The sequence below is a fragment of the Rhizobium sp. P44RR-XXIV genome (assembly GCF_001999485.2).
In the GTDB taxonomy this organism is placed as follows: Bacteria; Pseudomonadota; Alphaproteobacteria; order Rhizobiales; family Rhizobiaceae; genus Rhizobium.
In genome coordinates, this window is sequence record NZ_MPVZ02000027.1 from 48,592 (window position 1) to 74,478 (window position 25,887).

General features: G+C 58.2%; 25 protein-coding genes and 1 pseudogene. 16 read left to right on the forward strand and 10 right to left on the reverse strand.

Features of this window, described 5'->3' with window-relative positions:
* The first annotated feature begins 77 nt into the window (after window positions 1–77).
* Entirely contained in the window at window positions 78–926 is an 849-nt protein-coding gene (locus tag BSK43_RS12645; RefSeq protein ID WP_246662552.1) for a sugar phosphate isomerase/epimerase family protein, read from the forward strand.
* 15 nt (window positions 927–941) lie between these two features.
* Here BSK43_RS12645 and BSK43_RS12650 read toward each other — a convergent pair whose 3' ends face one another.
* Entirely contained in the window at window positions 942–1,829 is an 888-nt protein-coding gene (locus BSK43_RS12650) for a sugar phosphate isomerase/epimerase family protein (protein ID WP_077470541.1), read from the reverse strand.
* A 122-nt stretch (window positions 1,830–1,951) separates the two neighbouring features.
* Here BSK43_RS12650 and BSK43_RS12655 point away from each other — a divergent pair, with 122 nt between their 5' ends.
* From BSK43_RS12655 to BSK43_RS12670, 4 genes are all read left to right on the forward strand, one after another.
* Entirely contained in the window at window positions 1,952–3,439 is a 1,488-nt protein-coding gene (locus BSK43_RS12655) for a GMC oxidoreductase (RefSeq protein WP_077470542.1), read from the forward strand.
* 1,384 nt (window positions 3,440–4,823) lie between these two features.
* The gene (locus BSK43_RS12660; RefSeq protein ID WP_077470544.1) at window positions 4,824–5,846 is read left to right on the forward strand and encodes a hypothetical protein; all 1,023 of its coding nucleotides are present in this window, start codon (window positions 4,824–4,826) and stop codon (window positions 5,844–5,846) included.
* A gap of 340 nt (window positions 5,847–6,186) precedes the next feature.
* Entirely contained in the window at window positions 6,187–6,396 is a 210-nt protein-coding gene (locus BSK43_RS12665) for a hypothetical protein (RefSeq protein ID WP_246662553.1), read from the forward strand.
* The gene (locus tag BSK43_RS12670; RefSeq protein ID WP_077470545.1) at window positions 6,393–7,367 is read left to right on the forward strand and encodes a D-2-hydroxyacid dehydrogenase family protein; all 975 of its coding nucleotides are present in this window, start codon (window positions 6,393–6,395) and stop codon (window positions 7,365–7,367) included. Before BSK43_RS12665 ends, BSK43_RS12670 begins: the two co-directional genes overlap by 4 nt.
* Before the next feature lie 103 nt (window positions 7,368–7,470).
* Here the strand turns inward: BSK43_RS12670 and BSK43_RS12675 are convergent, their stop codons facing one another.
* Window positions 7,471–8,094 carry an isochorismatase family protein gene (locus BSK43_RS12675; RefSeq protein WP_077470682.1) on the reverse strand — a complete coding sequence of 208 codons (624 nt, stop codon included), beginning with the start codon at window positions 8,092–8,094 and terminating at the stop codon, window positions 7,471–7,473.
* A 266-nt stretch (window positions 8,095–8,360) separates the two neighbouring features.
* Between BSK43_RS12675 and BSK43_RS12680 the strand changes: the two genes are divergently transcribed.
* Window positions 8,361–9,272, forward strand: a complete 912-nt coding sequence (locus tag BSK43_RS12680; RefSeq protein WP_077470546.1) for a LysR substrate-binding domain-containing protein — start codon at window positions 8,361–8,363, stop codon at window positions 9,270–9,272.
* A 31-nt stretch (window positions 9,273–9,303) separates the two neighbouring features.
* Here the strand turns inward: BSK43_RS12680 and BSK43_RS35650 are convergent, their stop codons facing one another.
* The 3 genes from BSK43_RS35650 to BSK43_RS12690 form a co-directional block, all read right to left on the reverse strand.
* Window positions 9,304–9,867: a CorA family divalent cation transporter gene (locus BSK43_RS35650; protein WP_246662554.1), complete on the reverse strand. Its 564-nt coding sequence runs from the start codon at window positions 9,865–9,867 to the stop codon at window positions 9,304–9,306.
* Window positions 9,822–10,367 carry a hypothetical protein gene (locus tag BSK43_RS35655; RefSeq protein WP_246662555.1) on the reverse strand — a complete coding sequence of 182 codons (546 nt, stop codon included), beginning with the start codon at window positions 10,365–10,367 and terminating at the stop codon, window positions 9,822–9,824. The genes BSK43_RS35650 and BSK43_RS35655 overlap by 46 nt, the downstream gene beginning before the upstream one ends.
* Before the next feature lie 301 nt (window positions 10,368–10,668).
* Window positions 10,669–11,172 (reverse strand): hypothetical protein, encoded by a 504-nt coding sequence (locus BSK43_RS12690; protein WP_077470683.1) that lies wholly within the window; start codon window positions 11,170–11,172, stop codon window positions 10,669–10,671.
* Between the two features lie 124 nt (window positions 11,173–11,296).
* Between BSK43_RS12690 and BSK43_RS12695 the strand changes: the two genes are divergently transcribed.
* Window positions 11,297–11,881 (forward strand): YigZ family protein, encoded by a 585-nt coding sequence (locus BSK43_RS12695; RefSeq protein ID WP_136686886.1) that lies wholly within the window; start codon window positions 11,297–11,299, stop codon window positions 11,879–11,881.
* A 167-nt stretch (window positions 11,882–12,048) separates the two neighbouring features.
* Window positions 12,049–12,345: pseudogene (locus tag BSK43_RS35395) on the forward strand (BA14K family protein); the annotation flags it as partial.
* 248 nt (window positions 12,346–12,593) lie between these two features.
* Here the strand turns inward: BSK43_RS35395 and BSK43_RS12705 are convergent.
* Entirely contained in the window at window positions 12,594–13,073 is a 480-nt protein-coding gene (locus BSK43_RS12705) for a lysozyme inhibitor LprI family protein (RefSeq protein WP_077470548.1), read from the reverse strand.
* Between the two features lie 130 nt (window positions 13,074–13,203).
* On the opposite strand from BSK43_RS12705, the gene BSK43_RS12710 reads away from it, so the two are divergent.
* On the forward strand, window positions 13,204–14,097 hold the full coding sequence (locus BSK43_RS12710; protein ID WP_136686888.1) for a glyoxalase: 894 nt from the start codon (window positions 13,204–13,206) through the stop codon (window positions 14,095–14,097).
* A 90-nt stretch (window positions 14,098–14,187) separates the two neighbouring features.
* On the opposite strand, the gene BSK43_RS12715 is transcribed toward BSK43_RS12710, so the two are convergent.
* Window positions 14,188–15,117: an MYG1 family protein gene (locus BSK43_RS12715; RefSeq protein WP_077470684.1), complete on the reverse strand. Its 930-nt coding sequence runs from the start codon at window positions 15,115–15,117 to the stop codon at window positions 14,188–14,190.
* Between the two features lie 342 nt (window positions 15,118–15,459).
* Between BSK43_RS12715 and BSK43_RS12720 the strand changes: the two genes are divergently transcribed.
* The 6 genes from BSK43_RS12720 (at window position 15,460) to BSK43_RS12745 (ending at window position 21,346) form a co-directional block, all read left to right on the forward strand.
* Window positions 15,460–16,599, forward strand: coding sequence for an ABC transporter ATP-binding protein (locus tag BSK43_RS12720; RefSeq protein WP_246662556.1), 1,140 nt, complete (start codon window positions 15,460–15,462; stop codon window positions 16,597–16,599).
* A 17-nt stretch (window positions 16,600–16,616) separates the two neighbouring features.
* Window positions 16,617–17,750: an extracellular solute-binding protein gene (locus tag BSK43_RS12725; RefSeq protein WP_077470550.1), complete on the forward strand. Its 1,134-nt coding sequence runs from the start codon at window positions 16,617–16,619 to the stop codon at window positions 17,748–17,750.
* A gap of 66 nt (window positions 17,751–17,816) precedes the next feature.
* A complete protein-coding gene (locus tag BSK43_RS12730; RefSeq protein ID WP_077470551.1) occupies window positions 17,817–18,641 on the forward strand; it encodes a sugar ABC transporter permease in 825 nt (274 codons plus the stop codon).
* Entirely contained in the window at window positions 18,638–19,474 is an 837-nt protein-coding gene (locus BSK43_RS12735; RefSeq protein WP_077470552.1) for an ABC transporter permease subunit, read from the forward strand. Before BSK43_RS12730 ends, BSK43_RS12735 begins: the two co-directional genes overlap by 4 nt.
* A complete protein-coding gene (locus tag BSK43_RS12740) occupies window positions 19,471–20,502 on the forward strand; it encodes a LacI family DNA-binding transcriptional regulator (protein WP_077470553.1) in 1,032 nt (343 codons plus the stop codon). The genes BSK43_RS12735 and BSK43_RS12740 overlap by 4 nt, the downstream gene beginning before the upstream one ends.
* A 139-nt stretch (window positions 20,503–20,641) precedes the next feature.
* Window positions 20,642–21,346 carry a hypothetical protein gene (locus tag BSK43_RS12745; RefSeq protein WP_077470554.1) on the forward strand — a complete coding sequence of 235 codons (705 nt, stop codon included), beginning with the start codon at window positions 20,642–20,644 and terminating at the stop codon, window positions 21,344–21,346.
* A 590-nt stretch (window positions 21,347–21,936) separates the two neighbouring features.
* Here BSK43_RS12745 and BSK43_RS12750 read toward each other — a convergent pair.
* Complete coding sequence (locus BSK43_RS12750; protein WP_077470556.1) at window positions 21,937–22,848, reverse strand: SDR family NAD(P)-dependent oxidoreductase; 912 nt, start codon at window positions 22,846–22,848, stop codon at window positions 21,937–21,939.
* Between the two features lie 20 nt (window positions 22,849–22,868).
* Window positions 22,869–23,648 (reverse strand): SDR family oxidoreductase, encoded by a 780-nt coding sequence (locus tag BSK43_RS12755; RefSeq protein ID WP_077470557.1) that lies wholly within the window; start codon window positions 23,646–23,648, stop codon window positions 22,869–22,871.
* Window positions 23,649–23,785: 137 nt separating this feature from the next.
* Here BSK43_RS12755 and BSK43_RS12760 point away from each other — a divergent pair, with 137 nt between their 5' ends.
* Window positions 23,786–24,724: an AraC family transcriptional regulator gene (locus BSK43_RS12760; protein ID WP_077470558.1), complete on the forward strand. Its 939-nt coding sequence runs from the start codon at window positions 23,786–23,788 to the stop codon at window positions 24,722–24,724.
* A 55-nt stretch (window positions 24,725–24,779) separates the two neighbouring features.
* On the opposite strand, the gene ftsZ is transcribed toward BSK43_RS12760, so the two are convergent.
* Window positions 24,780–25,787: a cell division protein FtsZ gene (ftsZ, locus tag BSK43_RS12765; RefSeq protein WP_077470559.1), complete on the reverse strand. Its 1,008-nt coding sequence runs from the start codon at window positions 25,785–25,787 to the stop codon at window positions 24,780–24,782.
* Window positions 25,788–25,887: the final 100 nt, after the last annotated feature.

Genomic DNA, 25,887 nt, shown 5'->3' on the forward strand with positions numbered 1-25,887 from the left:
TTTAACCGATTGATCGGCTTTATATTGGCTGACATAGTTCCGCCGCGTACCCGCCCATAGCAAGCAAAGATCCATCGATGACCGAACCAGCCAAGCCGTCCACTTTGTCCGTTTCCGCTCGCCCCTTGGCGAAAATCTGCCTGAAATGGGGCATGGTCGAGGAGCCTTCGCTTTCCATCCTGGAGAAGTTCCAGCTCCTGCGGGATCTCGGTTATGATGGGGTTGAGCTCGACTCGCCCAATGATTTGCCGCTCGACGAGGTGTTGAATGCCCGCGACAAGACCGGGCTCCATATCCCCGGCCTCGTCAATGCCGTGCACTGGAAGCGTCCGCTGACGGATCCGGATTCATCGGCGCGCCAGGCTTGCGTCGATTCGATGATCAAGTCGCTTCATGATGCAAAGCTCTATGGTGCCACGACAGTGTTGCTCGTTCCCGGCGTCGTCAATGCAGGTACAAGTTACAAGACCGCTTACGCGAGAGCCGGCGAGGAAATCGCCAAGATCCTGCCCGCTGCGGAGGCGAGCGGTGTATCGATCGCACTCGAAAACGTGTGGAACGACTTTCTGCTGAGCCCGCTCGAGGCGTCGGATTTCATCGATCGCTTCAACCATCCCAAGCTCGGCTGGTATTTCGATGTCGGCAATGTTCTGCGCTACGGCCGGCCGACACATTGGATTGAGGCGCTCGGCAAGCGCATCCTGAAGATCGATATCAAGGAATACAGCCTCGAAAAGATGAACAGCCAAGGCCCATGGAAGGGCTTCGATGTCGAGCTGGGCGAGGGCGACTGCGATTGGGCTGCGGTCAACAAGGCCCTGTCTGATATCGGCTATTCCGGCTGGGGCTCCATCGAGGTGCCGGGAGGCGACCGACATCGCCTCGCCGATCTCAAGAAGCGCGTCGACCGTATCGCCGCGCTCTAGCCTGGTTAGCAATGTTCAGCGGCCGGCAGCGGCTGCAAACATCGCTTTCGCATTCTTCAGGCCGGTTTCGCAGCCGAACTGCGCCGGCTCGTTGCCCTCATATTCAAGCGAGACGAAGCCGTCATAGCCTGAGGCAACGATGTCTTCGACGATCGACTGAACAGGCAGGTCGCCATAGCCGAAGACCGCGCCGCGGATTGCCTGACCGCCGACCGTCTTCAGCCAGTCCGCGCCGGGCGCTGTCTGGCGTACATAGAAATCCTTGAGGTGGACGAAACTTGCCTGAGAGAGGCAGGCCCGCGTCCCCGTCAGGGGATTCTCATCGACGCAGAGGAAATTGCCGATATCGACGGTGAGCTTGAAGTTCGGCAGGTTGACGGCATGCTGAAGCCGCCTGATCCGCTCGCTCGAGTTCATGAAGAAGCCGTGATCCTCGACGCTGGTGGTCACGTCATAGCGTCCGGCATGCGCAGCAAGCTCATGGGTGGCTTCGGCGATTGCCGGGAAAGCCGCTTCGAACTGGCCCTGTTCCGTCGCACGGAGCGACCATGGCACGACATCGTGGCGCAGGAAGCGGACGCCGAGCTTGTCGCAGAGCTCGACATAGCGCTTCAGCCGGCCAAGCTGGAATGCTCGTTGGCCGTCATCGATGAAGTTGCCTGATGTGCAGAGACCGGAAAGTGGCACGCCGCGTTTCTGCGATGCGCCCTTCAGCCTCTCCACCATCTGTGTGTCATCGCAGAGTTCATATTGCAGGTCCTGCCCCTCGGGCGCAACGGAATGCGTCGCCAGTTCGACATGATCGCCGCCATGTTCGTTGACCCACGCAAAGACATCCTCGATCTGCATGGCGCCGCTTTGCATCAACGAACGGAAACTGTATGAACTCAAACCTATCTTCATCGTGCCTCTCCTCGAGCGCTGTCATCAAAACTTTGTTCGACAACTTAACAATCCCTGTTGACTTCGGCTACGATACATCTTTGTCTAAAATCAAATTGATTTAACAATGGGGAATAGCAGGAATGTCTCGTCAGTCTGCCGACGTCGTCATCATCGGAAGTGGCCCGACCGGCTCGGCCTATGCGCGTGTCATCAGGAATAATTGGCCGGAAGCGCGCATTCTGATGGTTGAAGCCGGCCCGCAGATTCTGCCGCAAAAAGGCGCACATCTCGACAATATCGTCGATCCCGAGGAGCGCGCGGCCTTCGAAGTACACGCCCAGGGCGGCGACCGCAGCCCGCGCATGCCGATCAACAAGGAAGAGTGGGAAGCCCGCAGAGCCGGTGGCTTCGATCATTCGCTGCTGCGCCGCTCGGGACTTTTCATCGCCAACGACGCCGACGCCCAGGATGAAAACCTCTTTGCCGGCTTCTCCGCAGCCAATGTCGGCGGCATGGGCACGAAATGGTCGACTGGTACGCCGGTACCATCCGACATCGAACTGGTGCCCTTCATCCCGACCAACGAGATGCACAATGCTCTGGCCGTGTCAGCAAAGCTGCTCGGCACCAACAAGGATCCACACGCCGGCGATGCTGCAGCCATCGCCATGCGCGAGCGCCTGGCCGAGGTCTTCAACCGCGGTCGTACGCCCGATCGCTTCGTCCAGCCGATGCCGCTTGCTGCGACGCCCGGTCCCCATGGCCTGCGCTACCACGGCACCGACGTCGTGCTCGGCAACCTCGTCGATGAACCGGAGGAAAGCTTTTATATTCTCTCCGAAACCGCCTGCCGCCGCGTGATTCATGAAAATGGCCATGTCACGGGTGTCGAGCTTTCGCGCTCCGGTTCGGAAGAAGCTTTCATCGTCGCCGCCGGCACGGTCGTTGTTGCTTGTGACTCGCTGCACTCCCCGCAGCTGCTCTACGCTTCGCACATCCGTCCCGAAGCGCTCGGCCGCTACATCAACGACCACTATATCGTCTCGCAGATCACAGAGATGCAGACCGATGTGCCCATGACCGCGATGAGCTGGATTCCGGCCACCGGTGATCTTCCCTTCTCGGTCACCATCGCCCCGGCCAGCCTGCGTAGCATGCCGCATGCCAGCGAAATGAGTGGCCAGCCGGTCGGCATGGGTGTTTTCGTGCCCTCAGATCTCAGCGCCGATAACCGCGTCACCTTTGACGACAATCGCCGTGATTGGCTCGGCCTGCCCGCTATTTCCATCCACTGGCGTCAGTCGGAAGGCGACAAGGCGCGCCTGGAAGAGGCCAAGGGCCAGGCTCAGCGGATTTCCGCCATTATCGGTCGCCCGGCCCCCGGTTTTGCTACCTTCGTGCAGCCCGTCGGCTCGTCGCTGCATTATCAGGGCACGATCCGCATGGGCGAACGCGACGATGGCACCAGCGTCTGCGACAGGAACTCCAGGGTTTGGGGCTTCGACAACCTCTATGTCGCTGGCAATGGCGTTATTCCCACGATGACCGCCACCAATCCGACCCTGTTCAGCGTCGCTCTCGCCAGCATCGGCGCCAGCCAGATCGCTGCCGCTCGCCGCATCGCATGACTGGGAGATTGTCAGAATAACGACGTAAAGACGCGAGGTTCTAGCGGTCGGCCGCGGCCAGATGGGCAAGAGCCATGCTCTGGCTCATCGCAAGTATTCCGGCTTTAAGATCGCTAGCCTCGTCAATCGTTCGGCTCGTGACTTGCGGGAGGAGCTACGTTCCTGTTCCTTGCGCCGCGCCTATCGTCAGGCTTCGAAGAGTTCAAGCCTGTTGACCGGTATTCGACCCCTCATCAGACCCACGCAGATTGAATGGAAATAGGAAATATAGCCAACGGCTCGCGCAACAACGCACGCAGGAGAACGATGGTGGCGACAACGAGAATGACGTGTAAGTTTGATGATGTCGCCACCATGCCTTTAGGGGCGCTAAGCCGTTAACGTGAGAGCATCCCTGCGAAAATTGAATTGGAGATCGCCGGCACGGCACAGGGGTGTAAAGGTCAATGCGGTTGCGCAGATCGAGATGAAGACCGAAGGATCTGCGATCCGGTGGCCCGTAGGCGGAAGAGATGATCGGGCGTGTCGTATTGAAGCCGACGATCAAGCCGCGTGTCTGCGCAGAGTCGTTGCCGACACGCGTATTACTCGCTTACAGGGAAGCGCGGCGTATCTCAGGCTAGATCATTCGCTTTCGTTGTCTCTGCATCAGACGCCTCGTGTGGAGAAATCTCTCGCAGCCAGCTGTGAGAATGATGAGGAAAGGGCTGGAATTCATGCCTCAGCGGAGCCTCTGAAGGATGCATAAGTTATGATTGGATCGAGATGTACTAATTCCATAATACATATTATCTGATAAATCTTGCGAGCACGGTCCATTCTATTTCCAAGTGCGACATGCCAGTGATTCCATCTTTTAGAGAAGCGGAGCTGAAGCCTCCTCCTCCGCGGTATATGCCGCCCAGAACAGCAGGATCGCGTGCGCTTTGAGAATACGGATGTTGGATTTTTGAGGCGATTACTTATGTGTCGACCGTGTCTGGCTGCCCAAGTTAGACAACGTCACCTTGAGGCGATTCGCCAAATGAAAAATTCGCTCTAAACGAGCATTTTCCACTCGACAAAATATATTAAAATTGTTTTAAGTTTTATACATAGATACCTCAGACATCGAGAGACAATCTATGGTGCAAAAACGACGGCAGCAAATAATTACGTGGGTTCAACAATATTTCTCAGATTATTTTCATTATCCTGCAGAGCATTTTACTCTCGATCTCAGTTTGAGAGATGATCTTCAATTCACGTCGCAGTCCCTCGTCGACGTTGGCCGGGACATTAATAAATCACAATTTACTTCGGCGCGTGTAACTCCAAAAGAAATAGTCGACTGCCAGACAATAGGTGACATCGTAAATCTCATTTGGAATTTGGAGAAAGCTAAATGAGGGCGCTTTTCGTCGCGGTTTTGATCCTCATTATTCCGATGAATACGGTGAGTGCAGCGGACAAAAGCCTTCAGGATATACTTGATCCGTATACGAACTCGGATGGCCATATCAACGTTCAGGCGCTGGAAGATGCTTTGGCAAAGGAACGCCAAAAAAAGGCGGAAGCCATAAAGAAGAACTCGTCGGGAACCGCAGCATATCTGAGGGACAGTTTCACGGATCTCGGCTTCTTCGGGGAAGATCGGTTCAATCTTTCGAAGTCCAAGGGTGCTTCTGTATCCTTTACAAAGGATCGGGTCGCACATGATAACGAACTGAATTTCAAGGGTGTTCTATTCCTTTCGACATTCAGTGACGGCAGTTACGGAGGAAGATATACTGGCTGGTCGATTGGCCCTTACATTGGCGCTAATGTGGATCGCCACTCAGCCCGATCCAAAAAGGATTCGGAGACTTACATAGGCGGCGTGGCAGCCGAACTTGGGACGGATTATGCTGGCTTTGATCAGTTTTATCGGTTGAGTACCGGTGGAGTGCGGGATGTCGTTGCAAACACGACATCGCTGAAAGTAAAAGCAGAATTCTTTCCGGTTCTGCGTCGCGAACCGGACAACCCTCTCAGCTGTATCGGTCGCCCATGCACAATTCCCGACATTGATCTGCTTTATGTCCTGACGCCCGAATTGTTTGCCATCTATGGAAACTCCTTCGAGAACCATGGTGACGCCTTTTCGGGGGAAAGGGACGACTTGCGGCTCGGGGGGCAAGTCTCGCTCCTCCTCAAGCCCGCGTTCTTACAGAAAACTGCTCTCTCGCGCCTCTATGGAAGAATTACCTATCAATGGGCTGAGGAAGTCATGTCGAGCAAGCCTTTTTACAATCTCGATTTTTCGACATGGTACAATCTCGACGAGGATGGGCACATCGCGCTTTCCGCCAGTTATACCCGTGGACGCGACGAAGATACGGCAGAGCGGCTTGACAAGCTCGTCGTCGGGCTAACGGGTAAGTTCTAGGTTAATCCGAGCCAATGTGTGTAAACACACACAGAAAATCTGTGTATCCGAGGCCGGAGTTCCGACGGTGGCGACGATGCCGGGGAACGAGTTTTCGATTTTCGCGATCAGCTCATGCGGGAGCTCGATAGACTTTTGGCTAGATCAGCCCGTTTGTTTGTCAAAATCAGTTGCGGACCATCAATATTGCGAAATGCCCCAGGCTCCGGTTTTCATACACCTAGGCTATTCGGGAACATGCAACCCAATTGCAAGGCGATGCAATGAATTTGCCGGGATGTAGCATGACAATAATCGCCCAAAGGTATAGATTTCTCTTTGAATACTCAGGGAGGTTCTCGTGGAAGTGCCCGATACCCTTGTTGTGGATCTGTTGGTTTTTCTGAAAGCTGGCCCCCGGCCGTACCGTGAAGTCATGGACGCCTGGCGGACGAGTTGCCCGCGCCTGCCCGTTTGGGAGGATGCGGTGGATCTCGGCCTTGTCGAGCGCGAACAGGATTCCGTCGTGCTGACGGAGGCGGGAAGAAAAGTGCTGGCATTGCAGTCATGAAGGTTACAATTCTCGATGACTGGCACGATACGCTTCGGCATCTGCCTTGTTTCGCCAAGCTCGGTGGTCACGACGTCAAAATCTGGAACGATCATGTCGAAGACGAGGACAAACTGGTCCGTCGCCTGTCCGAGACAGAGGCGTTGGTTCTGATCCGTGAGCGCTCCCGCATTCAAGGCTCCCTGCTCGATCGCCTGCCCAAGCTCCGGCTGATCAGCCAGCGCAGTGTCTATCCGCATGTCGACGTTCCCGGCTGCACACGAAACGGCGTGCTGCTTTGCTCCAACATGCATTCCGACACACCGTCCTATGCGGCGGCCGAGTTGACCTGGGCGCTTGTTCTTGCGGCTGCCCGTCAGCTTCCAGCGCAAGTTGCTTCGCTCAAGGCCGGCGGATGGATTTCGGGTGTTGGCCACACGTTGAGAGGAAAAGTTCTCGGCATCTATGGCTGGGGCCGCATCGGCGAGGTTGTCGCGGGCTATGGCCGTGCTTTTGGCATGGAAGTGCTTGTTTGGGCGCGTGATGCGTCTCGCGACCGCGCGAAGAGCCAGGGCTGGGCCGTTGCCCAAAGCAAAGAGGCATTCTTCGCCTCCTGCGACGTTGTCTCGCTCCATATGCGGCTGGTGCCGGCTACGCGCGGGATCGTTACCGGTGCTGACCTCGCATTGATGAAGCCATCCGCGATCCTCGTGAATACAAGCCGTGCGCCCTTGATCGAGCCCGGAGCTTTGGTCGCAGCATTGAAGGCTGGGCGCCCCGGCATGGCGGCGCTCGACGTGTTCGAAACCGAGCCGTTGCGCGACATAGCCGATCCGCTGATCAACTTACCGAATGTCGTGGCAACCCCACATATAGGCTACGTCACGCAGGAAGAGTTCGACCTCCAATTCTCAGACGTGTTCGATCAGATCAATGCCTTTGCGGCGGGTTCCCCGATCAACGTCATCAATCCTGAAGCGCTCAATCGCTAGGAGGTCTTTCGAAGCATGGGTGCTTCGAGAGGATGGCGGAGACGGATCTCCGTCTCCGCCATTGGTCGAGCGTGCGTCATGAGCGAGGTCATGACGCGACCTGCTACTTGGCGTGGGATTGGGCGATCTGGCCGACGAGCTTAGCCCAGGGCATATCGAGGGCTTCATAAACAGCACCAGCTTCAGGACGCCCATTGTCCTTCAGGATTTCGACCATCAGCGTCGCATAATCCGAAAGAATGACGCCGGCCTGCAGCATGCGCAGGAGACCTGCCTCATGCTTCGTCTCACTGAAGGTCCCCGATGCATCGACGGCGACATAGGAATCATAACCCTTGCCAATCGCGGTGATGGCTGGAAATGCCGCGCAGACTTCGAGAGAGATGCCGGCGAAGATCAGCTTCTTGCGGCCGGTCGCCTCGATGGCCTTTGCGACGGCCGGATCGTCGAAGGCGTTTACCGACGAACGGTCGATGATATGCGCACCCGGCAATGCCTCTACCAGCTCTGGGAAGGTCGGTCCCCACATGCTGTCGCGTGCCGTTGTGGTGACGACGATCGGAAGTTTGAGCGCCTTGGCGGCCTTCGCCAGTGCGACGACATTGTGCTTCAGCTCCCCGGTCGAAAAATCGCGGACACCTGTCATCAGGCCGATCTGATGGTCGACGAGGACGAGCGCTGCATTGTCAGAGGTCAGTGGTTCATAGGGGCGGAGTTGGTCGGTCATTGCATTCTCCTGTAATCGGCGTGGATGAAATGCGGCGGCAAGCGAAGGCGCGATTCCGATGATGGTGGTCGCTGCTCCGATTGCTGCAGCCTGGAGGAACTGACGCCGTTCCATGATGCCTCCGTAAAGTTCCCGATCAGCACTTTTGCTGCACCCGGGGTCGCGCCTGTTTGCCGGCGACGAATGGAATTTATGCGCTGGACCTTCGTCTAAGAAGTCGGCTATGTCGCAACATAGCGTCCTACTTATTGGACGATGGAGGGGGCATGCTCGATCTCAACGACTTCTTCTATTTCGTTCAGGTGGTCGATCGCGGCGGCTTCACCGCCGCCGGGCGTACGTTGCGCATGCCCAAATCCACGCTGAGCCATCGCATCCTTCAGCTCGAGGCGGAGCTCGGCGTTCGGTTGCTGAACCGCACATCGCGGCGCTTCGCCATGACTGACGCCGGCAGCGAGTTCTATCGGCACGCGGTTGGAATGCTGCAGCAGGCCGAGCAGGCAGAGACGGCGATCCGCCATAGGTTGACCGAGCCGACCGGCACCGTGCGATTTACGGCGGGCCTGGCCACGACGCAGTTTGCGATGCGCGACATGGTCGCCGATTTCCTTGTCCGATTTCCGAAAGTGAACGTCGTCGGCCATGCGACGGATCAGACCGTCGATATTGTCGGGGAGAATTTCGACGTTGCGATCCGCGCTCATTCGGCGCCTTTGCCGGATTCGACGCTGGTGCAGCGGACATTGGCGCCAGCACCCTGGTTTCTCTTCGCCGGTGCCGCCTACCTCGATGCCCATGGTGGATTGGAGACGCCGCAGGATCTCACCAGGCACCCATCACTGTTCATGATGCGGACCGGGGTTTCTCCAACCTGGCGTCTCAGCCACAGCAGCGAAGGTACCGACGAAGTGGTGATGCCCCTCACCCCGCGCCTTCTGAGCGACGATATGGTTGGCCTCAAGCAGGCAGCGATCGCGGGCCTCGGGATCGTCGCCCTGCCCGGCTACATCTGCCGCGACGAGCTGCGCTCAGGCCAATTGCACCGTGTTCTCCCCGACTGGCTTGCCGGCGACTCCACACTCACGGCGCTGATCCCCTATCGACAAGGCCTGCTGCCTTCTGTGCGCGCCTTCATCGATCATCTGGCCGCAGAGTTTCCCAAAGTCGTGCTCATGTAGGTCGTCCATCGAAGGGGACAGAATTCCAGCTCTAGAACCAGCCCTTTATTTTGAACCAAACCAGCGGGATGATGGCGCTGAGGATGATCACCGCCCAACCGTATTGGTAGCCCCAGGCCCAATCATATTCCGGCATGTTCTTGAAGTTCATGCCATAGACACCGGCCATCAAAGTCGGCGGAATGCCGACAATCGAGACGATCGTCAAAACCTTGAAGACGTCGTTCTGCGCTATGCCGATCAGGCCCACAAGAGCGTCGAGAACGAATTGTACCTTGTTGGCCAGCTGCTCTTCATAATCCGATAGCGAATGGATGTCCTGGCGCAGGTTGACGACGCGTGGCCTGAGCGCCCCACCCGCCCAATCGCAGGCATTCTGCTCCGCGTATGCAATGACACGCGCAAGCCCCAGAAGACCATCGCGCAACTCCGAGAGCCGATCGCCGAGGCGCCCCACCTGACGCAATTGGCCGCGCAGAACCCGATTGGCTCGCGCAGGATGGCGGCCACGGGGATCATCGGCGCGAAAGGCATCTATCGACAGTCCATTCAATTCCGCGGCCAGATGTTCAAGAATGTCGGCGACATGATCCACGATCTCTTCGCAAAGCATGGCAAACACTTCAATGCTCGACTTGGGAGCGTCCTGGCCGGCGCAAATTTGCCCGCAACCGCATCAAAGGTCGGCAATTGCATGAATCGGACGGTGACGAGCCTGTCGGTTGACAATACGAATCCCAGCGGCGGAGTAGCTTGCGCGCCTTCAGGGCGCCGTGCCGCAGACGGCGTGCTCATGTAAAGGATACCATCCTTGTTCTTGAGACGGCTGGATGCTTCGATCTCGCTGAGCGCACCCAAGGATGGCAACTTTGCGCCGACGAGCTTTTCGACGTTTGCTACTTCCTCAACGGAGGGATTAACGAGATCGATCCACAGCGCATTGCTCGCGATATCGCCGGCCTTTCCGGTCGGATGACTAGCCTGGATAGGAAATGTATTCAGCATCGCTTGTGATGATCCCTTGATTGAACTCAGAAGTTGATATTGCTTAGAAGTGGTGCTTAACTCGTCGGTATCAGTGGCGACGCGAAGCACGACTACCGGGAAATCGCATCCACATCAGGGACGCACTTCAGAAGCTGGGCGTGCACTTGTCTATTCAAGAACCAGTGAGATCTTTCTTTTGTCCGTCCATGATGATGTCGCTGTGCAGCATCTGTTGAGTTGCGCATATCCGTAGTTGTATTCGCGGGCGGATGCCTTGGCAGAAAGTGTTTTCGCGGCCGAGCTGCATCTTCAATATCACGCTCGGCCAAACATGCTTGAGGCCGAAGCATCATTTTAGAAACTTCGGCCTCTCATCCGTATTAACCCGCTTAAGCCTCGTCGAAGGTTACTAAGCTATGTTTTCTGCCTTCGGCTTGCGGCCTCTTTTCGGCTTTGCATCGCTTTCAGCTGTTGCAGGAGACTTCGCCCGGGACGCTTTTGCTACAGCCGTCTTCGGAGCAATACCCTTCCCTGCCGTCTTTGCCGCATTCAACAATGTGGCGCGGCGCTTGCGATTTTCTTCGAGCGCCTGCTGAAAGCCGGCATCATTCTCTGCATGGTGCGCGAGATCGTCGAGGAACTCTGCTACATCCTTGAGGGTTTCTACCACGACATAGCTCAAGCCCTTTCCGGCATTGACCGAGTCGCGTCCGATGCTGACACCGAAGCCGCCCGGTACACGCTGGAACCAAGTGGAACGCCATTTTTTGAAGCCGGCGGCATCCCGCTCGTATTCTTCCAGATATGCCTTCTGTTCCGCCACCCTGGAGCGGAAGGTATCAATAACGGTCTTTGTTCCTGCTTTGGGTTTATCAGCCTTCTTTGAAGACCATTTTTCAAGAAAATCTGTCACTGTCTCATTCTCCATAGGACGGCTTCTCACGTGTAGCAGTACCGTCGGCAGCCACCGTTAGCACGACACCCATGGAACTGCTAACCTGCTTTCCAACGCTCATTGAAATTAGCTAGGAAGTCTCATGTTTGCGATCGTTTCGATCACAACCGCTAACCAGGAAATCAAGCGAAGCCGGTTCGTTGCGACCGCGGCCCCTGTCGTGAGCACGGAGGCAGCGAAGGAATTTGTCGCCCAATACTCGGCTACCGATGCAAATCACAACTGCTGGGCGTGGCGTATCGGACAGAGCTATCGGTTCAGTGACGATGGCGAGCCGAGCGGCACGGCAGGCAAACCTATTCTCCAGGCCATCGATGGCCTGGAACTGGACATGGTTGCAGTGGTCGTGACGCGCTGGTTTGGCGGTACGCTCTTGGGAAGCGGCGGATTGATCCGCGCCTATGGAGGGACTGCCACTATCTGCCTTCAGGCAGCAGAGACGAGGGAAATTGTTCCGACAGTAGCGATGACGATCAGCGTGTCGTTTTCGGACCTTGCCCTGTTAAAGGCAAGACTTCTCGCGCAATCAGGCGTTCAGATTAGCGATGAGAGTTTTACAGGCTCGGGAGCCATTCTTGGTGTGACGGTAGCAACGTCTGTTGCCGAGCAGGTTATTGGCAATATAAGGGATCTGACGAGCGGGCGGGCGACGATAGATGCAGGCTGAAAAAGGCACTGCGAACATCCAACCTGTCGGCTATACCAACTTCCCAGCAGCGCTGGATGTTGCAAAGGCCATCGTCAGATTGCCGGGCGCAGGATAGTCTTATACTTCACGTTGTGTTCATCTTTTGAATAATAAGGTTTCCTTGCTAATGACAAGGAAACGAATCAATGAAGAAATTTTTCATAGTCGCCATTGCCGGCACGATGCTCTCCGCACCCTTTGCAAATGCCCAGGAATGGCCACGCAATCATCGTGATCACAGGTCCGGCGAGGCTCATCGCAACTTGCCTCCGCGCGACGCGGGTCGCCGCGGATGGGGTCCGCATCGCGGCAATGATGGCCCCGGCTATTATCACGGCTATCGGGGTTATCGCGATCGGCGTCCGGGCTACCGTCGTAACAAGGACGGCCTTTGGTACCCGGCAGCCGCCTTCGCGCTTGGCGCGATCATCGGCGGCGCGCTGAATAACTAATCATGGCATCCCCGGACGGAAGCAAAGAGGGACAACGTTTCCCTCAAATCAAGGCTTCCGTAAGAGGAGGTGCGACCACCGATTGCAAGAGGCTGTCGGTGTCAAAATAGCATAGAAAGCGATAGCGGTAGGCCCGTCCCACCGCTATCACCATATCCAGCCTCCTTTTCACAGAGTCGGCGCGATAGCGGCAAGCAGCAAGAGCCGAGTAATGCGATTGGGAGCTTGCCCCGGCATGTTCATTTATCGATATCCAGAACGCGCACATAACTTTCGAGCAGCAAAGCCCTGTCTCTGGTCAGATCGGTCGCGGCGTCGGCCTCCATGGGGGCGTACATACTTCCTTGCGTGGTGGCAAAAAGGCTTTCTCGAGCACGTGCCTCCATGTCTCGATATGCAATCCAGCCGCGCTGAGCGGCCCTTAGATCTTGCCCGGCCCGGCTTGGCAGCTCGTTCAGAAGCTTCGAGTAGGCTAGGTTCATCCGCTTGTCATAAGAGGCAAGCGCTTTTGTCTCGCACGCGGTCTGGTCACCGGTCGAACCATTTTTGGGGTCTTGCAGACAAGCATCAAGGCTTTGACCGGTTACATCCTTCAGTTGTTCGGCCTTTACGGGCAGAAAAACGAGTTGCGATGCTACCAGTATGGTCAAACATCTGAGCATGGAGTTCATGGTAGGTATAACCCCGTTGATCGAGACCGCGCTGCCCTTGAATGCCATTTTAAATCTCGAAATGTAACCGCTTTCCCACAAGCTGAAATATGTCTGTCTCATCGGCGACTTCCCGCTGGTAGCCTCGCGCGATCTCGATCACAATGTTTCAAGGACGATGGGGGCTTAGGACATGCGAATGCGTTACACTTACACAATCGGACTTCTGTCCGCTCTTGCCTTGATGCCGGCTAATGCGGCACTCGCCCGGACCGCACATCTGCAGGTCGGTGTCGGTTCGCAATATGACACCTCCCATGTCTATGTCGATCCGGACAAGGTGGACAGCTTCGTCAGCAGCTTTCTCGGCACCTTCGGCGGCACCAGCACCAAGCAGGTGGTCGTCACGGTGACGCCGACATCCAGCAGCACGACCTCGCAACTCCTGCAGACACCGGTTGGCAGCGTCTCGCTCTTCGGCTTCAAGACTCCGATCCCCTATCCGTTTGGTGCCGAGCGAACCGGATATCTCGTTACCGATATGGATAAAGCCGTCGCTACCGCTCAAGCGGCCGGTGCTTCGGTTGTCGTCGAGCCCTTTCCCGATCCGATCGGGCGAGATGCGGTCATCCAATGGCCGGGTGGCGTCAACATGCAGCTGTACTGGCATACGGCGAAACCCGATTATGCGGCTTTCGATAAAATTCCGGAGAACCGGGTCTATGTGTCGCCGGATGCCGCCGGTAATTTCGTCAAGGCGTTCCTCGCCTTCTCGCAGGGCAAGGTCGTCTCCGAGGATAAAAAGGCGGCCGGCGTCGAAATTGGGCGCCCCAACGATACGTTCCGCCGTATCCGCATCGACTCTGTCTTCGGAAAAATCACCGTGCTGGTGACGGACGGCCATTTGCCGTTCCCCTACGGCCATGAAACGACAGGATACGAAGTACCGGATCTCGCAGCAACGCTCGGCAAGGCCAAGGTGAACGGAGCTAAGGTCCTCGTCGACGCCTATAGCTCCGACGACCGTGAGGCTGCGATGGTCGAATTCCCCGGCGGTTATGTTGCCGAGATCCACGCGAACTCGGTGCGGTAACCGAACCGTCGCCAGCCCTTCGCCGCGCCAGGCGTCATCTGCAGCCTCATGAAGAGGCTTGCAGCCGCTAAACCCTGCGAGTGAAATTGCTTATTCCGCAGCCTCTCTTGCTTCCCTCACCGCCAGTTCGGCCATGGTGAGCGCTGCCTCACGAGTTTTCGCCGCGGCGATAAACCGGCCATTGTGGCAGAAGGTTGCGCCCTCCACCCCGCAGGCAGCCTCCAGGTCGCCGCCGGTGAGGCCAGCCCAGGCGGCGGGCAGATCAGCCCGCAGCTCAAACCCCTCTTCGGCGCGGCGAATGCCGGTCAGGCACCAATCTTTTTCCCGCGGGTGAACGACGAACAGCAGGTGATCGGCACCAGCCTTCATGATGGCGGGACGGAACGGCATTCCCATGGGCAGCTCGAGGACACGCCCCTCGCCCGTTTTCACGATGGCCTGGTGCACAAGCGCCTCGGCCCGCAATTTTGCGGCGCTTTGTCCGATCCTCGCCTCGACGAAATGGCGGGCGATGGCCAGCGCGTCGCGGAAGCTGCGATCCTCGGCCTCAGGATCGGTCTCGTCGAAAACAGGCTTTAAGGTTTCAAGCAGGGCGGGCAGCGTCAGCCCGGCCAATGGCCCTGCAACGGCGGGGCTAAGCGCGCCATTGTCGACCAGATCGACGGGCAGCACGAACTTCGTATCGAAAGAAGCGTGTACCAATTCGATATCGCTTGCGGGAAGGCCATAGGCGGCAAGATAATCCCGCCCAAAGTGCTTCCAGATCAATCCGAACGAACTGAAGGGCTGACCGTCGTCGCGGAGCGGCGCTCCACGCTGATGGTGGTCGAAGATACGTTCGGCTGCGTCATATTTTCCGCCGACGTCGTAGATGATGCGGTCTGCACCGGGCGTAATCCATTCCGGCGACCTGCTGCGAACGATGCGAGCCTGCGGGAAAAGCCGGGTCAAGATGACACTCGACAGCAGTTCATCGGCATGGAAGCCACCGGAATGGGTGACGAGGAAATATGGATTCATGCCGGAATGCACCTTGTTGTTCGCGGAGAGCCCTCGTGGGGTTGGCACCAGATAACCGCTGCCGGATGCCAGCTCAACCCACCATTCACTCATTTCGGCGCAATAGACGATTTCTGGTATCAGGCGGGGAGTGCCGTGATCTCGGTATGAGCGGCATGAGGGAGCGCTCTTTGGCCTCACCTCCAGCAGGCATAGGCTTCGAGGAGTAACCGGCCCCGATTTGCCGCCGTAGAAGCCTTTACGGCCGACGCCGCCATTTTCCATTCGATGTCATTTGCCTGTTAAGGAGCTCCTATATTGAACCCTCAGAAGGCAATGCACGGCTGTGCAATGGGGGTTTTCTTGGATCAGGGCGCGTTTTTGGAGCTTGACGGTATTGCGAGCAAGTATGGTTCGACGTCCGTCCTGTCGGACATAAACCTGCGTATTGAACGCGGTGAGTTCGTCGCTCTTCTGGGCTCTTCTGGATGCGGAAAGACGACATTGCTGCGGGTACTCGCAGGCTTCGTCAACCCGTCTGCCGGACGTGTGGTTGTGCGTCATCGCGATGTGACCGGCCTTGCACCAGACAAGCGCGGCATGGCGCTGGTTTTCCAGTCCTACGCCTTATGGCCGCATATGACGGTCGATCAGAACATCGGTTATGGGCTGAAGCTCAAGGGTGTGTCAAAAGCCGGGATTGCCGAGAAAGTTGCTGCGATGGAGACCCTTCTGGGTCTTCAGGGCCTGGGAGCGAGGAAGCCGATAGCGCTTTCCGGCGGTCAGCGGCAGCGCGTGGCACTCGGGCGCGCGCTTGCGGTCGATCCGGAAATACTTTTGCTCGACGAGCCGCTCTCCAATCTGGACGCAAGAATTCGTCTGACGGTTCGGCATGAACTGCGCGTGCTGCAGAAGCGCCTCGGTATCACGGCAATCCATGTCACACATGATCGCGAAGAAGCGATGGTGCTCGCCGATCGGATCATCATTCTCGATGCCGGTCGCATCGCTCAGAACGGCACGCCGGAACAGGTATACAACCAGCCTGGCTCTGCCTTCGTTGCCGCCTTCATGGGTGCGGAGAACTCACTGCCGCTTAGCGGTGTGGTAAAGGCGGATACGTTCGTCATCGCCGAGAGTAAGATCAACGAGACGGCTCAGATTCCAATGCGGTGCTCGCCGCTTTCGGATGGAGAGGTGGAAGCGCGTTTTCGCCCTGAGGCCGCGCGTCTGTTCTCGATCACGGAATCCTGCCCCGATGACGGTATCCGCTTCAGGGGCACCGTCGCCACCGCGACCTATCCCGGCGGCTACTGGCGCCATTCGGTCCGCGTCGGCGAGCACGAAATTCTGGCAGACGGACATCGCGCTTTCGAACCTGGCGAACAAGTCATCGTGCATGTGGCGCCACAAGCGCTTTTTCTTTTCCCAAGCCGTGATCGGCCAAAGCCGGCCGATCACCAGCAGCAGATGGGAATATCGACCCCCACGGCCTTAACCTGAACAATGGAGAAGTGTTCATGAAAAGATTGGCTTATGCAGCGTTCGCGCTGGCGCTTGCAAGCATCCCCGTCAAAGCTGAGGAGCTGACGGTCGCGACCGCAGGCGACCAGAACATGGTTGATTACATCAACCAGTACCTCGGCCCGTTGTTTGAGAAGACCTACCCCGGCAACACGGTTCGCGCCGTCGGCACTGGCCCTGGTGATGCCGGCTCGCAGAAGATACTCGAGCGTTTCGATGCTCAGGCAGCCGCCAAAAGCCCTGTCTGGGACGTTGACGTCGCTGTCGTTCATGAGAAGTTCGCCGGCCCGCTGGTCGAAAAGGGCTATCTCGAGAAGTATCGCGGCAGCATCGACACTGGCACGTTCGTCACCCGCGACAACGCCAAGAATGCACTCGGCGCCAATGTCGACGGCTATGTCATGCCGATGTTCAACAGCCAGACGGCAATTGCCTACAACCCGGCAATGGTGCCGAACCCGCCAAAGACCTATTCGGAATTGGCAGACTGGGTAAAGGCGCATCCGAAGCAGTTTGGCTATAACGGCATCAAGGGTGGCGCTTCGGGCGTAAGCTTCGTCATGGGCTGGGTCTACGCCTTCGGTGACGGCGATGCCCAGAACCTCATGGTCGGTCCCTACAAGGAAGAAGAGACCAAGAAGTGGGGCGGCGCCTTCAAGAGCCTCGCCGACTTCACGAAGAATGCGACGCTGACGCCGGGCAACGCCGGAACGCTCGATCTCCTGAGCCGTGGCGAAATCGCCATGGGCCCGGTATGGGTCGACATGTTCTACAGCTGGCAGGCCAGCGGCCAGCTGCCGCCGGATCTGAAACTCTTCCTGCCCTCGCCCGGTATGCCCGGTCAGCCGATGCACTACGTCATCCCGGCAAAGACCGGCCACAAGGAACTGGCTGAAAAGTTCGTGGCGCTCGCGACGAGCCCGAAGGTCCAGGCCGATGGCATCGTCAAGCGCTTCAACTGGTATCCGGGCATCGATGCGACCCGCGTAAAGGCTGAGCTGGACGAGGCCACCTGGAACAAGCTGTTCGTGGACATCTCGCCGGAAGATCTGGCAACCAAGGGCAAGCCCTTTCCGATCGCCAAGTACAACAACGCCATTCTCGAAGCCTACGAGAACTCGGTGAAGTAACCGACGTTGCATGCCTGCTCCCCGCCTAGATGGCGGGGAGCTCCACACTAGTCAGACGAGCTGCCGATGCGAAACTATATGATTGGATTGCTGCTTGTGCTGCCGGCGCTGACGGTGATCGCGCTTCTCTTCATCCTGCCCATGGTCATGTCCGGCATCGGCGCCTTTCAGCTTGAAGGCGGCAACTATGGTCTTGGCAATTTCCAAAAGGCATTCGATCTCTACGCCAAGGACATCCTGTTCACAGTCGTGATCGTCAGCCTTTCATCGGCATTGGTCGGGATTATTTCTGTTGCCATCGGCGGCTATCTGACGCTTGGCGGCAATCCCTTGGCGATAGCCATCCTGCGCTGGCTCTATCGGTGGCCCCTGTTCATTCCATTCATCGTCGTGGGGCAAATACTTCGGACCTTTTTGTCGAAGAGCGGGTTGATGAACAGCACGGCCGTCAGTCTTGGATTGATCTCGCCGATCGATACAACGAGCTTTCTCGACTGGCGGGGTATCGTCTTCGCATTCGTTTGGAAACAGACGCCCTTCGTCGCCATGCTGGTCGCTGGCGCCATGGCCTCGATCAGTCGCGACAATATCGAGGCGGCGCGCAATCTTGGCGCGGGACGGCTGCGTATCCTAGTCGAGATTCTCGTGCCGCAGGTCGCCGTCACGCTGACGGTCGGGCTTGTTCTTTCCTTCGTGACGATGATGTCCGTACTTTCGGTGCCGATGATGATCAATGCCCAGTCGCCGACAATGCTCACGGCTGACATTGCCTTTCGCGTCAATGCCTATGGCGACTATGGCGTCGCCAATGCGCTCGGGATCATTTCGCTGGTGCTCGCATGCTCGGTCGCATGGATTTACCTGCGCCAAAATCTGAAGGCACGCGCATGACCCTCATCAGCCCAAATATCCAGGCTCGACTAAGCCTTCTTTGGTGGGTGCCGCGTGGCATCATCTTCGGTCTGATCGCTTTCCTGATTTTCGGACCGATTGCAAACCTGCTGCTGTGGACTGTGGCGGAGAAGTGGTATTTCCCCCACGCGCTCCCCCTCCAATACGGTTTCAGCTCGTGGGTTCGCGTCTTCGCGCCGCGTGGTGGTGCGACGGAGTCGCTGGTCAACTCGCTTGTTGTGGCGGTCCTGACCGTGATCGTCTCCCTGTTGCTGGCAATCCCTGCAGGCTACGCGCTGGCGCGCCTGAAGCTGCCACTGCGAGGGCTGATCCTGCTTGCCTTCCTCATTCCGCAGGCCTTTCCCAATCTGACGATCTATGTCAACGTCGCGCGGATTTTCTACGAGCTTCGCCTGAACGGGACCATTCCCGGCGTGGTGTTGGTTCATGTCTCCCATGGACTGGTCTACGCCGTCTGGATCGCCACGGCCTCTTTCTCTGCGATCGAGATCGAGCTCGAACAGGCGGCCCGCTCCGTCGGCGCAGGTGCATTGAGGGCATTCTGGGATATCACCCTGCCCCTTGCCGCACCGGGTCTGATGGCCAGCGCCATATTCGTGTTTCTGGAAAGTCTGGACGAGTTTACCGGCAGCTATTTCGTCGGCGCCCCCGACGTCAACATGCTGCCATTGCTCCTCTATACGGCCGCATCAGGCGGGAATTATCAGATCGCGTCGATCACAGCCTTGTTGCTGCTCGTTCCTTCCTTGCTGTTCATGCTGATGGTAGAGAGGTTCCTCAAGTCGGACGTCCTTTCACGAGTGGGTCATTGATATTGGGCAGTAGCGAAAGCGAAGAACGGCAGAGGGAGCGGCGCTTTGTCAGCGCCGAGGACGTGGCCAGATTGGCGGGCGTGTCCCGATCGGCAGTCTCCAGAACCTTCACCCCCGGCGCCAGCGTGGCCCCGTTGACCCGTGACAAAGTCATGCGCGCGGCCGAGCATCTCGGATATCAGGTGAACGACCTGGCGAGAGCGGTGCTCAACAACCACAGCCGGCTGGTCGGGATCGTCGCCACCAATCCGGAACTCGGCTTTCGCGCCCACCTTGCCGCGGCGCTCGCCAAGGCCCTCATTCAGCGAGGCAGCATCCCGATCCTGATCAACACGGGTCAGACGGAAGAAGAGCTGCTCGCGGCACAGAAAACCTTGATCGGCCATCGCGCCGAGGCGACGATCATCCTCTCGGGATCGACGCCGAAGAACTTCGTCGACCTTGCCCATCGCAACGGCCAGTCGATCGTGGCGATCGGACGGTCAGAGCCGGGAGCGGATCAGGTGCGCGTCGGCAATACGGCTGCAGCGGCTACGGCGGCGGAGATGTTTGTGCGGCGCGGTCATCGCCTTCTTGGGATAGCCGGGTCGCATTCCGGCACGCCGAGCATCACCGAGCGCGAGGCGGGCTTCGTGCAAGCGGGAAAAGCGCTGGGAGCGACTGTCGTCGTCGCCAAGGGGCAAAATACGGACTATGCGGGCGGACTTGAGGCGGCACGCCAATTGCTGTGCAACGGCGATCGCCCGGAGGCGGTGTTCTGCGTCAATGACCAGATCGCATTTGGGCTGATGGATTTTGCGCGGAGCGAACTGGGATTGAGCATCCCGAACGATCTGGCGGTGATCGGGTTCGATGACGTGCCGGAAGCCAGCTGGCTGAGCTATCGCCTGACGACCTTTCGCCAGGATCCGGTCCTGATGGCCCGGCAGGCGGTTGATCTCATCGACCGAAGATTTGCAAATCCGGACGCGGCGCCATTTACGGAGAGCGTCGTCCCCGAGCTTGTGATGAGGCTGAGCGCTACTTAATACGCTCCTGTGATTGCAAATGGGCTGATCGCACTCCGTGCGCAACATTGGACGGGAAGTTCGCGATTTCAATCCGCCTACAGCTCTGGGCAAGTCGCAACATATAGGCCTACCCCTGCAAATTGTAGCGGGGGTAGCAATGCAAATCCAATCGGTGTCGACGTCGCCAACGTCGAACAGCCTGATTTCGGCGAATGATGAGATCAAGAAGCAGCGCCAGGATCCGAGCCAGATACTCCTGAGCTCAAGCTCAGATGCCAGATCCCGAGCTCTGAGCAAGATCGAAGATGCGAAGCAGGAACTTGATTTTCTGAAGCGCTATGGTTTCCCGCCGCAAGTCATCGCCAGGATCGCGGGGGAACTCGCGCGTTCGGTGGGCGCCGCTGCGCAACAATTCTCCCAGGCGATCGGAGCTGCCGGCGCGTCTTCCACGGCGCCAAGTGCCCCCGTCGCCGACGCGGCGGCCAGCGCAGAAGCAGGCACGGTGGCATCGGACGATACCGAGTCCAACGCCACCAAGGATGCCGGCACGACGAATGACGGCCAGACGAATGACGGCAAGACGGACGGCCCCGATGGCGTCGAGGCAAAGCAGGCCAAACTCGCCTATCATGCCATGGCCGAGGATGGTGGCACAGGCTCCGGTTTCTCATCCGACGATCAGAAGATCGTCGACCAGTTCAATGCAATACTGGCGGAGATCAAGGCGCTTCTCGACAAGGCCAAACGCGATATGCAGGCCGACAAACAGGCGGCGTCCCAAACTGCCTCGGCGGGTTCCGGTGACGACACAATGATGCAGCCACCGGCCGGCAGTGCAGGCTCGACGGCCCTGTTTATCTGATCCAGCCATCTATTGATGGCTTGGCGCATCGTTTCCAGTCCACAACTTGTTGGCATGCCCAACTGGGTGGTTTGCTTCGTGACCTAAACCACCCGTTTGGGTAGCTTAGATATACCTAAAGTAGTGATATAATTCGAGCTACCGGGTTGGATGCCACCCCCGATCCGGCAACTGCAGCGTCCGACGAGGCCGTGCCCCCCGCTGGTTTCGTCGGACACGCTCCAGATGGTTTCCGGCCGATCCGGAAGAACCGGCAGTTGGCTGCGGCGCGCTTTCCAAACAGAGAATACGGCCCACACGAGGTGCTTGCGCTCGAGCGCGCGCGGTGACTTGACCAGTGCTGCCGTCCGCTTCAATGGCACTATATCACCAGAGGGGCTCTGGTGTGCCGCCTTGTCCCCTTCGATGTCTCGCTCCGCCGAACTGGTCAAGCTGCCGGGTGACATGCATCTCCGATTCCAGCTTTACGCGCAGGAAGATCAGTGGGGAGCGGGATACGTTTCTATTATCTGCAGCAAAAGATCGGCTCCCAAGGTTCAGCCAATAAATGCCCGGAATCGGCCATGAGATGACCCTTGCGGCCGTCACCTCTAAGCCGGAATGCTCTCTAGGAAATCACGGGTTTCCGCAACGACGCGATCCTGAAATGCGATGTCCCGCACTTGCACCGACCCCAGCATCGGCTTGCCGACCTCGTCGAAGTAGATGCCGGTCACTTTTCCCGCGTTCAAGAGTACCTTTACGGCCTCGCGGGCTGCCAGCTTCGGAGTGCTCCAGTATTTGATGTGCGGCGCGAGAGGCGAGAGGACGTATTTCATCAGAAGACGCAGGAAGAGGTTGGCGTCGCGACCAAGTCCGCTGCCCGGGCTAAAGCCTGGCTCCAAAGCATTGACGTAAAGGTGCGGGTTCTCGCGTGCCAGCGTATAGGCGGTTGCCAGATTGCATTGTTTCGAGGTGGCGTAGGCGTCAGCGCCGAGCATCTTCGATCCATCCGGTTTCCACTCTCCCCGCGCGCTCGCCTCAACGGAAATGTAGCGCCCACCCCGAAAACCCGCCGCCCTGGCGGGCTTTCGCTCGGGATCTTCCACGCCGGACGCGATGAAGACGACGTTCGAGCCGTCGGGCAGATACGGGAGAAGCGCTTCGGTCAGTGCAAACGGGCCAAGATGGTTGGTGGCGAAGGTGGTGTCCCAGCCGAGTGTATTCCTCGTCGCCTTTAGCTGCATGATACCTGCATTGTTCAGCAGGCCCTGAATCGGAAGATTGAGGGCGACAATCTCCTGAACCGCGCGTTTGACGCTGGCAGGTTCCGACAGGTCGCAGACGACGGACGCGGCCTGTTGTCCTCGCTGTTCGATGAGCCCTTTTACCTCCGACAGCTTTGCGGGGTTGCGGCCGACAAGGACGACCATTCCATGCTTGGCAAGTTCAAGCGCGGTATGTCGACCGATGCCCGAAGTCGGCCCGGTAACAATGTAGGCCCTGTCGTTGGGAAAAGTCATGATGTTCTCTTTTCAAGGTGTCAGATATGAACGCCGCCAGCCACTTCGATGCGCTGCGCGTTGACCCAACCGAACTCTTCGGACAGCAGCCCGGCGATAACCTGGCCGACATCGTCGGGCAGACCGACGCGCCCGAGCGCCGTATGATCGGCGACCATCTGGTTGACCTGCGGATTATCCCGGACGATGCCGCCGCTGAAGTCGGTGGCGATAGCCCCCGGCGCGACGACATTGACGGTGATCCGGCGAGGACCCAATTCGAGCGCCATGTAACGGGTGAGAGCCTCCACGGCTGCCTTAATAGGCCCGTAGATGGCGCGTCCATTCAGAGCAAATCGGGCAAGCCCAGATGAGATGTTGACGATCCTGCCGCCGTCATTGATGAGCGGCAGCAGCGCCTGGGTGAGCAGGAAGACCCCTTTGAAGTGGATGTTGAACTGCGCGTCGATCTCGGCCGCGGTGCCGTTTGCCAGCGTTGCGGCAGAGGAGGTGCCGGCATTGTTGACGAGATAGTCGAAGCGGTCGGCTTCCATTTTTGCGAGAGCGCTCCGAACGCTCTCGACGAAGCCTGCGAATTCCGCGGCGTTGCCGGCATCCAGCTGCAGGGCGATGGCCGGCGCGCCCGCTTCGGCGGCAAGTGCTACGACCCTATCGGCTTCTGCCTGATTTGACTTGTAGGTGAATATCGAACGGACGCCGCGTTTTGCGAGGTTCAGCACCGTACTGCGACCGATCCCGCGGCTGCCGCCGGTGATGATGGCGATCTTTTGGGTTGATCCTGTTGAATTCTCAGATGTCATGATGGGCTCCTATATCCGGCCAATGGTCGATTATAGGCAGGAGCGGAGCCTCAATTGAATGCCGAAACCATCCTGTTTCTTGCCTATTCCTGCTGATGGATCTATGGTGCGAGCTTGGCGCGATGAGGATAAAAAGCATGCTCGAGGAACTGGCGGCGGCGATGCTGGACTATACGGATCGCAAGAAAGGCATGAGTCCCTACTTCACGCCGATCGACAGCATGGCCATTCTTCGCTCCGACCATCCGAAGCCACCCGTCCACCGGGTATCGCAGCCAGCCATGTGCATCGTGGCTCAGGGTGCCAAATGGGCGAGCTTTGGCGAGAACAAGCTGGAATATAAGGCAGGCGAAGCCCTGGTCGTCGGGGTGGAGGCACCGTCGATCGGACGCGTCACTGAAGCCAGTCCGGATAAGCCATGCCTCGTCCTGGCGTTCGAGCTTGACCTTGTGATCATGCGAAGCGTGGCCGAAAGCCTGGATGAGCCTCCAAAGGCAAGCGGAGATACAGGGCGCGGCGTATTCGTCACCAATTTTCAAGGCCCGCTTGCCGATTGCGCGCTTCGCCTGGTTCGTTTGCTCGATACGCCAAAGGCAATCCCGACGCTTTACCCGGTGATCATGCGCGAGATCTGCTACTGGCTCCTGACCGGACCTCACGGCGGCGATATCATCCGCATGGCTTTGGCGAACAGTCCTTCGCAGAGGGTGCTGGAGGCCATGCGCTGGTTGCGCGAACGTTTTGCGGAGCCCGTTCGCATCGACGAGCTGGCGGAAATCGCCCAGATCAGCGTCTCCGCCTTCCATCGCCAGTTCAAGGCACTGACATCCGTCTCGCCGCTGCAATACCAAAAGCAGCTTCGGCTTCTGGAGGCGCGCCGCTTGATGGTTTCCCGCGCGGTCAACGTCGAAGCTGCCGCATTCCAGGTCGGCTACGAAAGCCCATCCCAGTTCAGCCGTGAATATGCGCGCATGTTTGGCGAGCCGCCAAAGCGGGACCTGAAGCGCCTGGCGTCAAGGCTCCAGGACGACATCATCCAAGGGGATCACAAGGCCATGCTTATGGGAGCCGCCTAGGCGAGCGGCCCATCCTAATACCTGCCTGGAGTTGGGCGCCGTTCAGCGCCACTCTTTAGCGCTGATCCAGTCCGACGCTTCCGAACTGATTGCCGGCCGCCGCGAAACCATCGAGACCCGTCGCTACGACCGATACCCTGAACACGCCGTCAAGGTTCCGGTCAAAAATCGCTCCGACAACGATATCGGCATCGTCAAGGACTTCATCGCGGATGCGGCTGGCGGCCTCGTCGACCTCGAACAGCGTCATGTCCGTGCCGCCAGAGATGGAGATCAGCACGCCACGCGCGCCCTTCATGCTCATGTCATCCAGCAGAGGATTGGCAACGGCGGCGTCTGCGGCCTTCAATGCACGGCCCGGGCCGCTCGCCTCGCCCGTTCCCATCATGGCCCGGCCCATGCCACGCATGACGGATTTGACGTCGGCGAAATCGAGATTGATGAGGCCTTCCTTGATGATCAGATCGGTGATGCAGCTGACACCGGCATAGAGCACCCGGTCCGCGGTCACGAAGGCATTCGCGAAGGTGGTCGTGGCATCCGCAATGCGAAACAGGTTCTGATTGGGGATGACGATGACGGTATCCGCACATTCGCGAAGCCGTTCGATACCGGCATCGGCCGTGCGCATGCGCCGGTTGCCTTCGAAGGTAAAGGGCTTGGTAACGACGCCGACCGTGAGGATGCCTGCTTGGCGCGCGACCTGAGCGATAACAGGGGCAGCGCCGGTGCCGGTGCCGCCGCCCATGCCGGCCGTAATGAAGCACATATGGGTGCCGTGAAGGTGATCCATGATCTCATCGATGGATTCTTCGGCGGCAGCGCGCCCGATATCCGGCAAGGAACCCGCGCCGAGACCTTCGGTTACTTGTGCACCCAGCTGAATGCGCTTGGCGGCCTTCGAGGTCGCGAGCGCTTGCGCGTCCGTGTTGGCGGCGATGAATTCGACACCCTGAAGCTCTTCGGCAATCATGTTGTTGATTGCGTTGCCGCCGCCGCCGCCGACGCCTACGACGGAAATCTTCGGTATCACCCCGGAAAGCGGTGCGCGGATGTCGGCCATGAAGGACTCCAATGGATCAATTTCAATGTCACTCGCGTTCGCGTGCCACTATCGGGCGGACACCGTAGCGATTCGCGGAAGCATAGAGATCCTAGTGAGG

Excerpts from the sequence above, each read along its gene's own strand:
- BSK43_RS12675 (WP_077470682.1), bottom strand. The coding sequence starts at position 8,094 with ATGACCGACCAACTCCGCCCCTATGAACCACTGACCTCTGACAATGCA.
- BSK43_RS12710 (WP_136686888.1), top strand. The coding sequence starts at position 13,204 with ATGCGTTACACTTACACAATCGGACTTCTGTCCGCTCTTGCCTTGATG.
- BSK43_RS12755 (WP_077470557.1), bottom strand. The coding sequence starts at position 23,648 with ATGACATCTGAGAATTCAACAGGATCAACCCAAAAGATCGCCATCATC.
- BSK43_RS12645 (WP_246662552.1), top strand. The coding sequence starts at position 78 with ATGACCGAACCAGCCAAGCCGTCCACTTTGTCCGTTTCCGCTCGCCCC.
- BSK43_RS12680 (WP_077470546.1), top strand. The coding sequence starts at position 8,361 with ATGCTCGATCTCAACGACTTCTTCTATTTCGTTCAGGTGGTCGATCGC.
- ftsZ (WP_077470559.1), bottom strand. The coding sequence starts at position 25,787 with ATGGCCGACATCCGCGCACCGCTTTCCGGGGTGATACCGAAGATTTCC.
- BSK43_RS12715 (WP_077470684.1), bottom strand. The coding sequence starts at position 15,117 with ATGAATCCATATTTCCTCGTCACCCATTCCGGTGGCTTCCATGCCGAT.
- BSK43_RS12725 (WP_077470550.1), top strand. The coding sequence starts at position 16,617 with ATGAAAAGATTGGCTTATGCAGCGTTCGCGCTGGCGCTTGCAAGCATC.
- BSK43_RS12705 (WP_077470548.1), bottom strand. The coding sequence starts at position 13,073 with ATGGCATTCAAGGGCAGCGCGGTCTCGATCAACGGGGTTATACCTACC.
- BSK43_RS12695 (WP_136686886.1), top strand. The coding sequence starts at position 11,297 with ATGTTTGCGATCGTTTCGATCACAACCGCTAACCAGGAAATCAAGCGA.
- BSK43_RS12750 (WP_077470556.1), bottom strand. The coding sequence starts at position 22,848 with ATGACTTTTCCCAACGACAGGGCCTACATTGTTACCGGGCCGACTTCG.
- BSK43_RS12670 (WP_077470545.1), top strand. The coding sequence starts at position 6,393 with ATGAAGGTTACAATTCTCGATGACTGGCACGATACGCTTCGGCATCTG.
- BSK43_RS12730 (WP_077470551.1), top strand. The coding sequence starts at position 17,817 with ATGCGAAACTATATGATTGGATTGCTGCTTGTGCTGCCGGCGCTGACG.
- BSK43_RS12650 (WP_077470541.1), bottom strand. The coding sequence starts at position 1,829 with ATGAAGATAGGTTTGAGTTCATACAGTTTCCGTTCGTTGATGCAAAGC.
- BSK43_RS12735 (WP_077470552.1), top strand. The coding sequence starts at position 18,638 with ATGACCCTCATCAGCCCAAATATCCAGGCTCGACTAAGCCTTCTTTGG.
- BSK43_RS12660 (WP_077470544.1), top strand. The coding sequence starts at position 4,824 with ATGAGGGCGCTTTTCGTCGCGGTTTTGATCCTCATTATTCCGATGAAT.
- BSK43_RS12760 (WP_077470558.1), top strand. The coding sequence starts at position 23,786 with ATGCTCGAGGAACTGGCGGCGGCGATGCTGGACTATACGGATCGCAAG.
- BSK43_RS12745 (WP_077470554.1), top strand. The coding sequence starts at position 20,642 with ATGCAAATCCAATCGGTGTCGACGTCGCCAACGTCGAACAGCCTGATT.
- BSK43_RS12655 (WP_077470542.1), top strand. The coding sequence starts at position 1,952 with ATGTCTCGTCAGTCTGCCGACGTCGTCATCATCGGAAGTGGCCCGACC.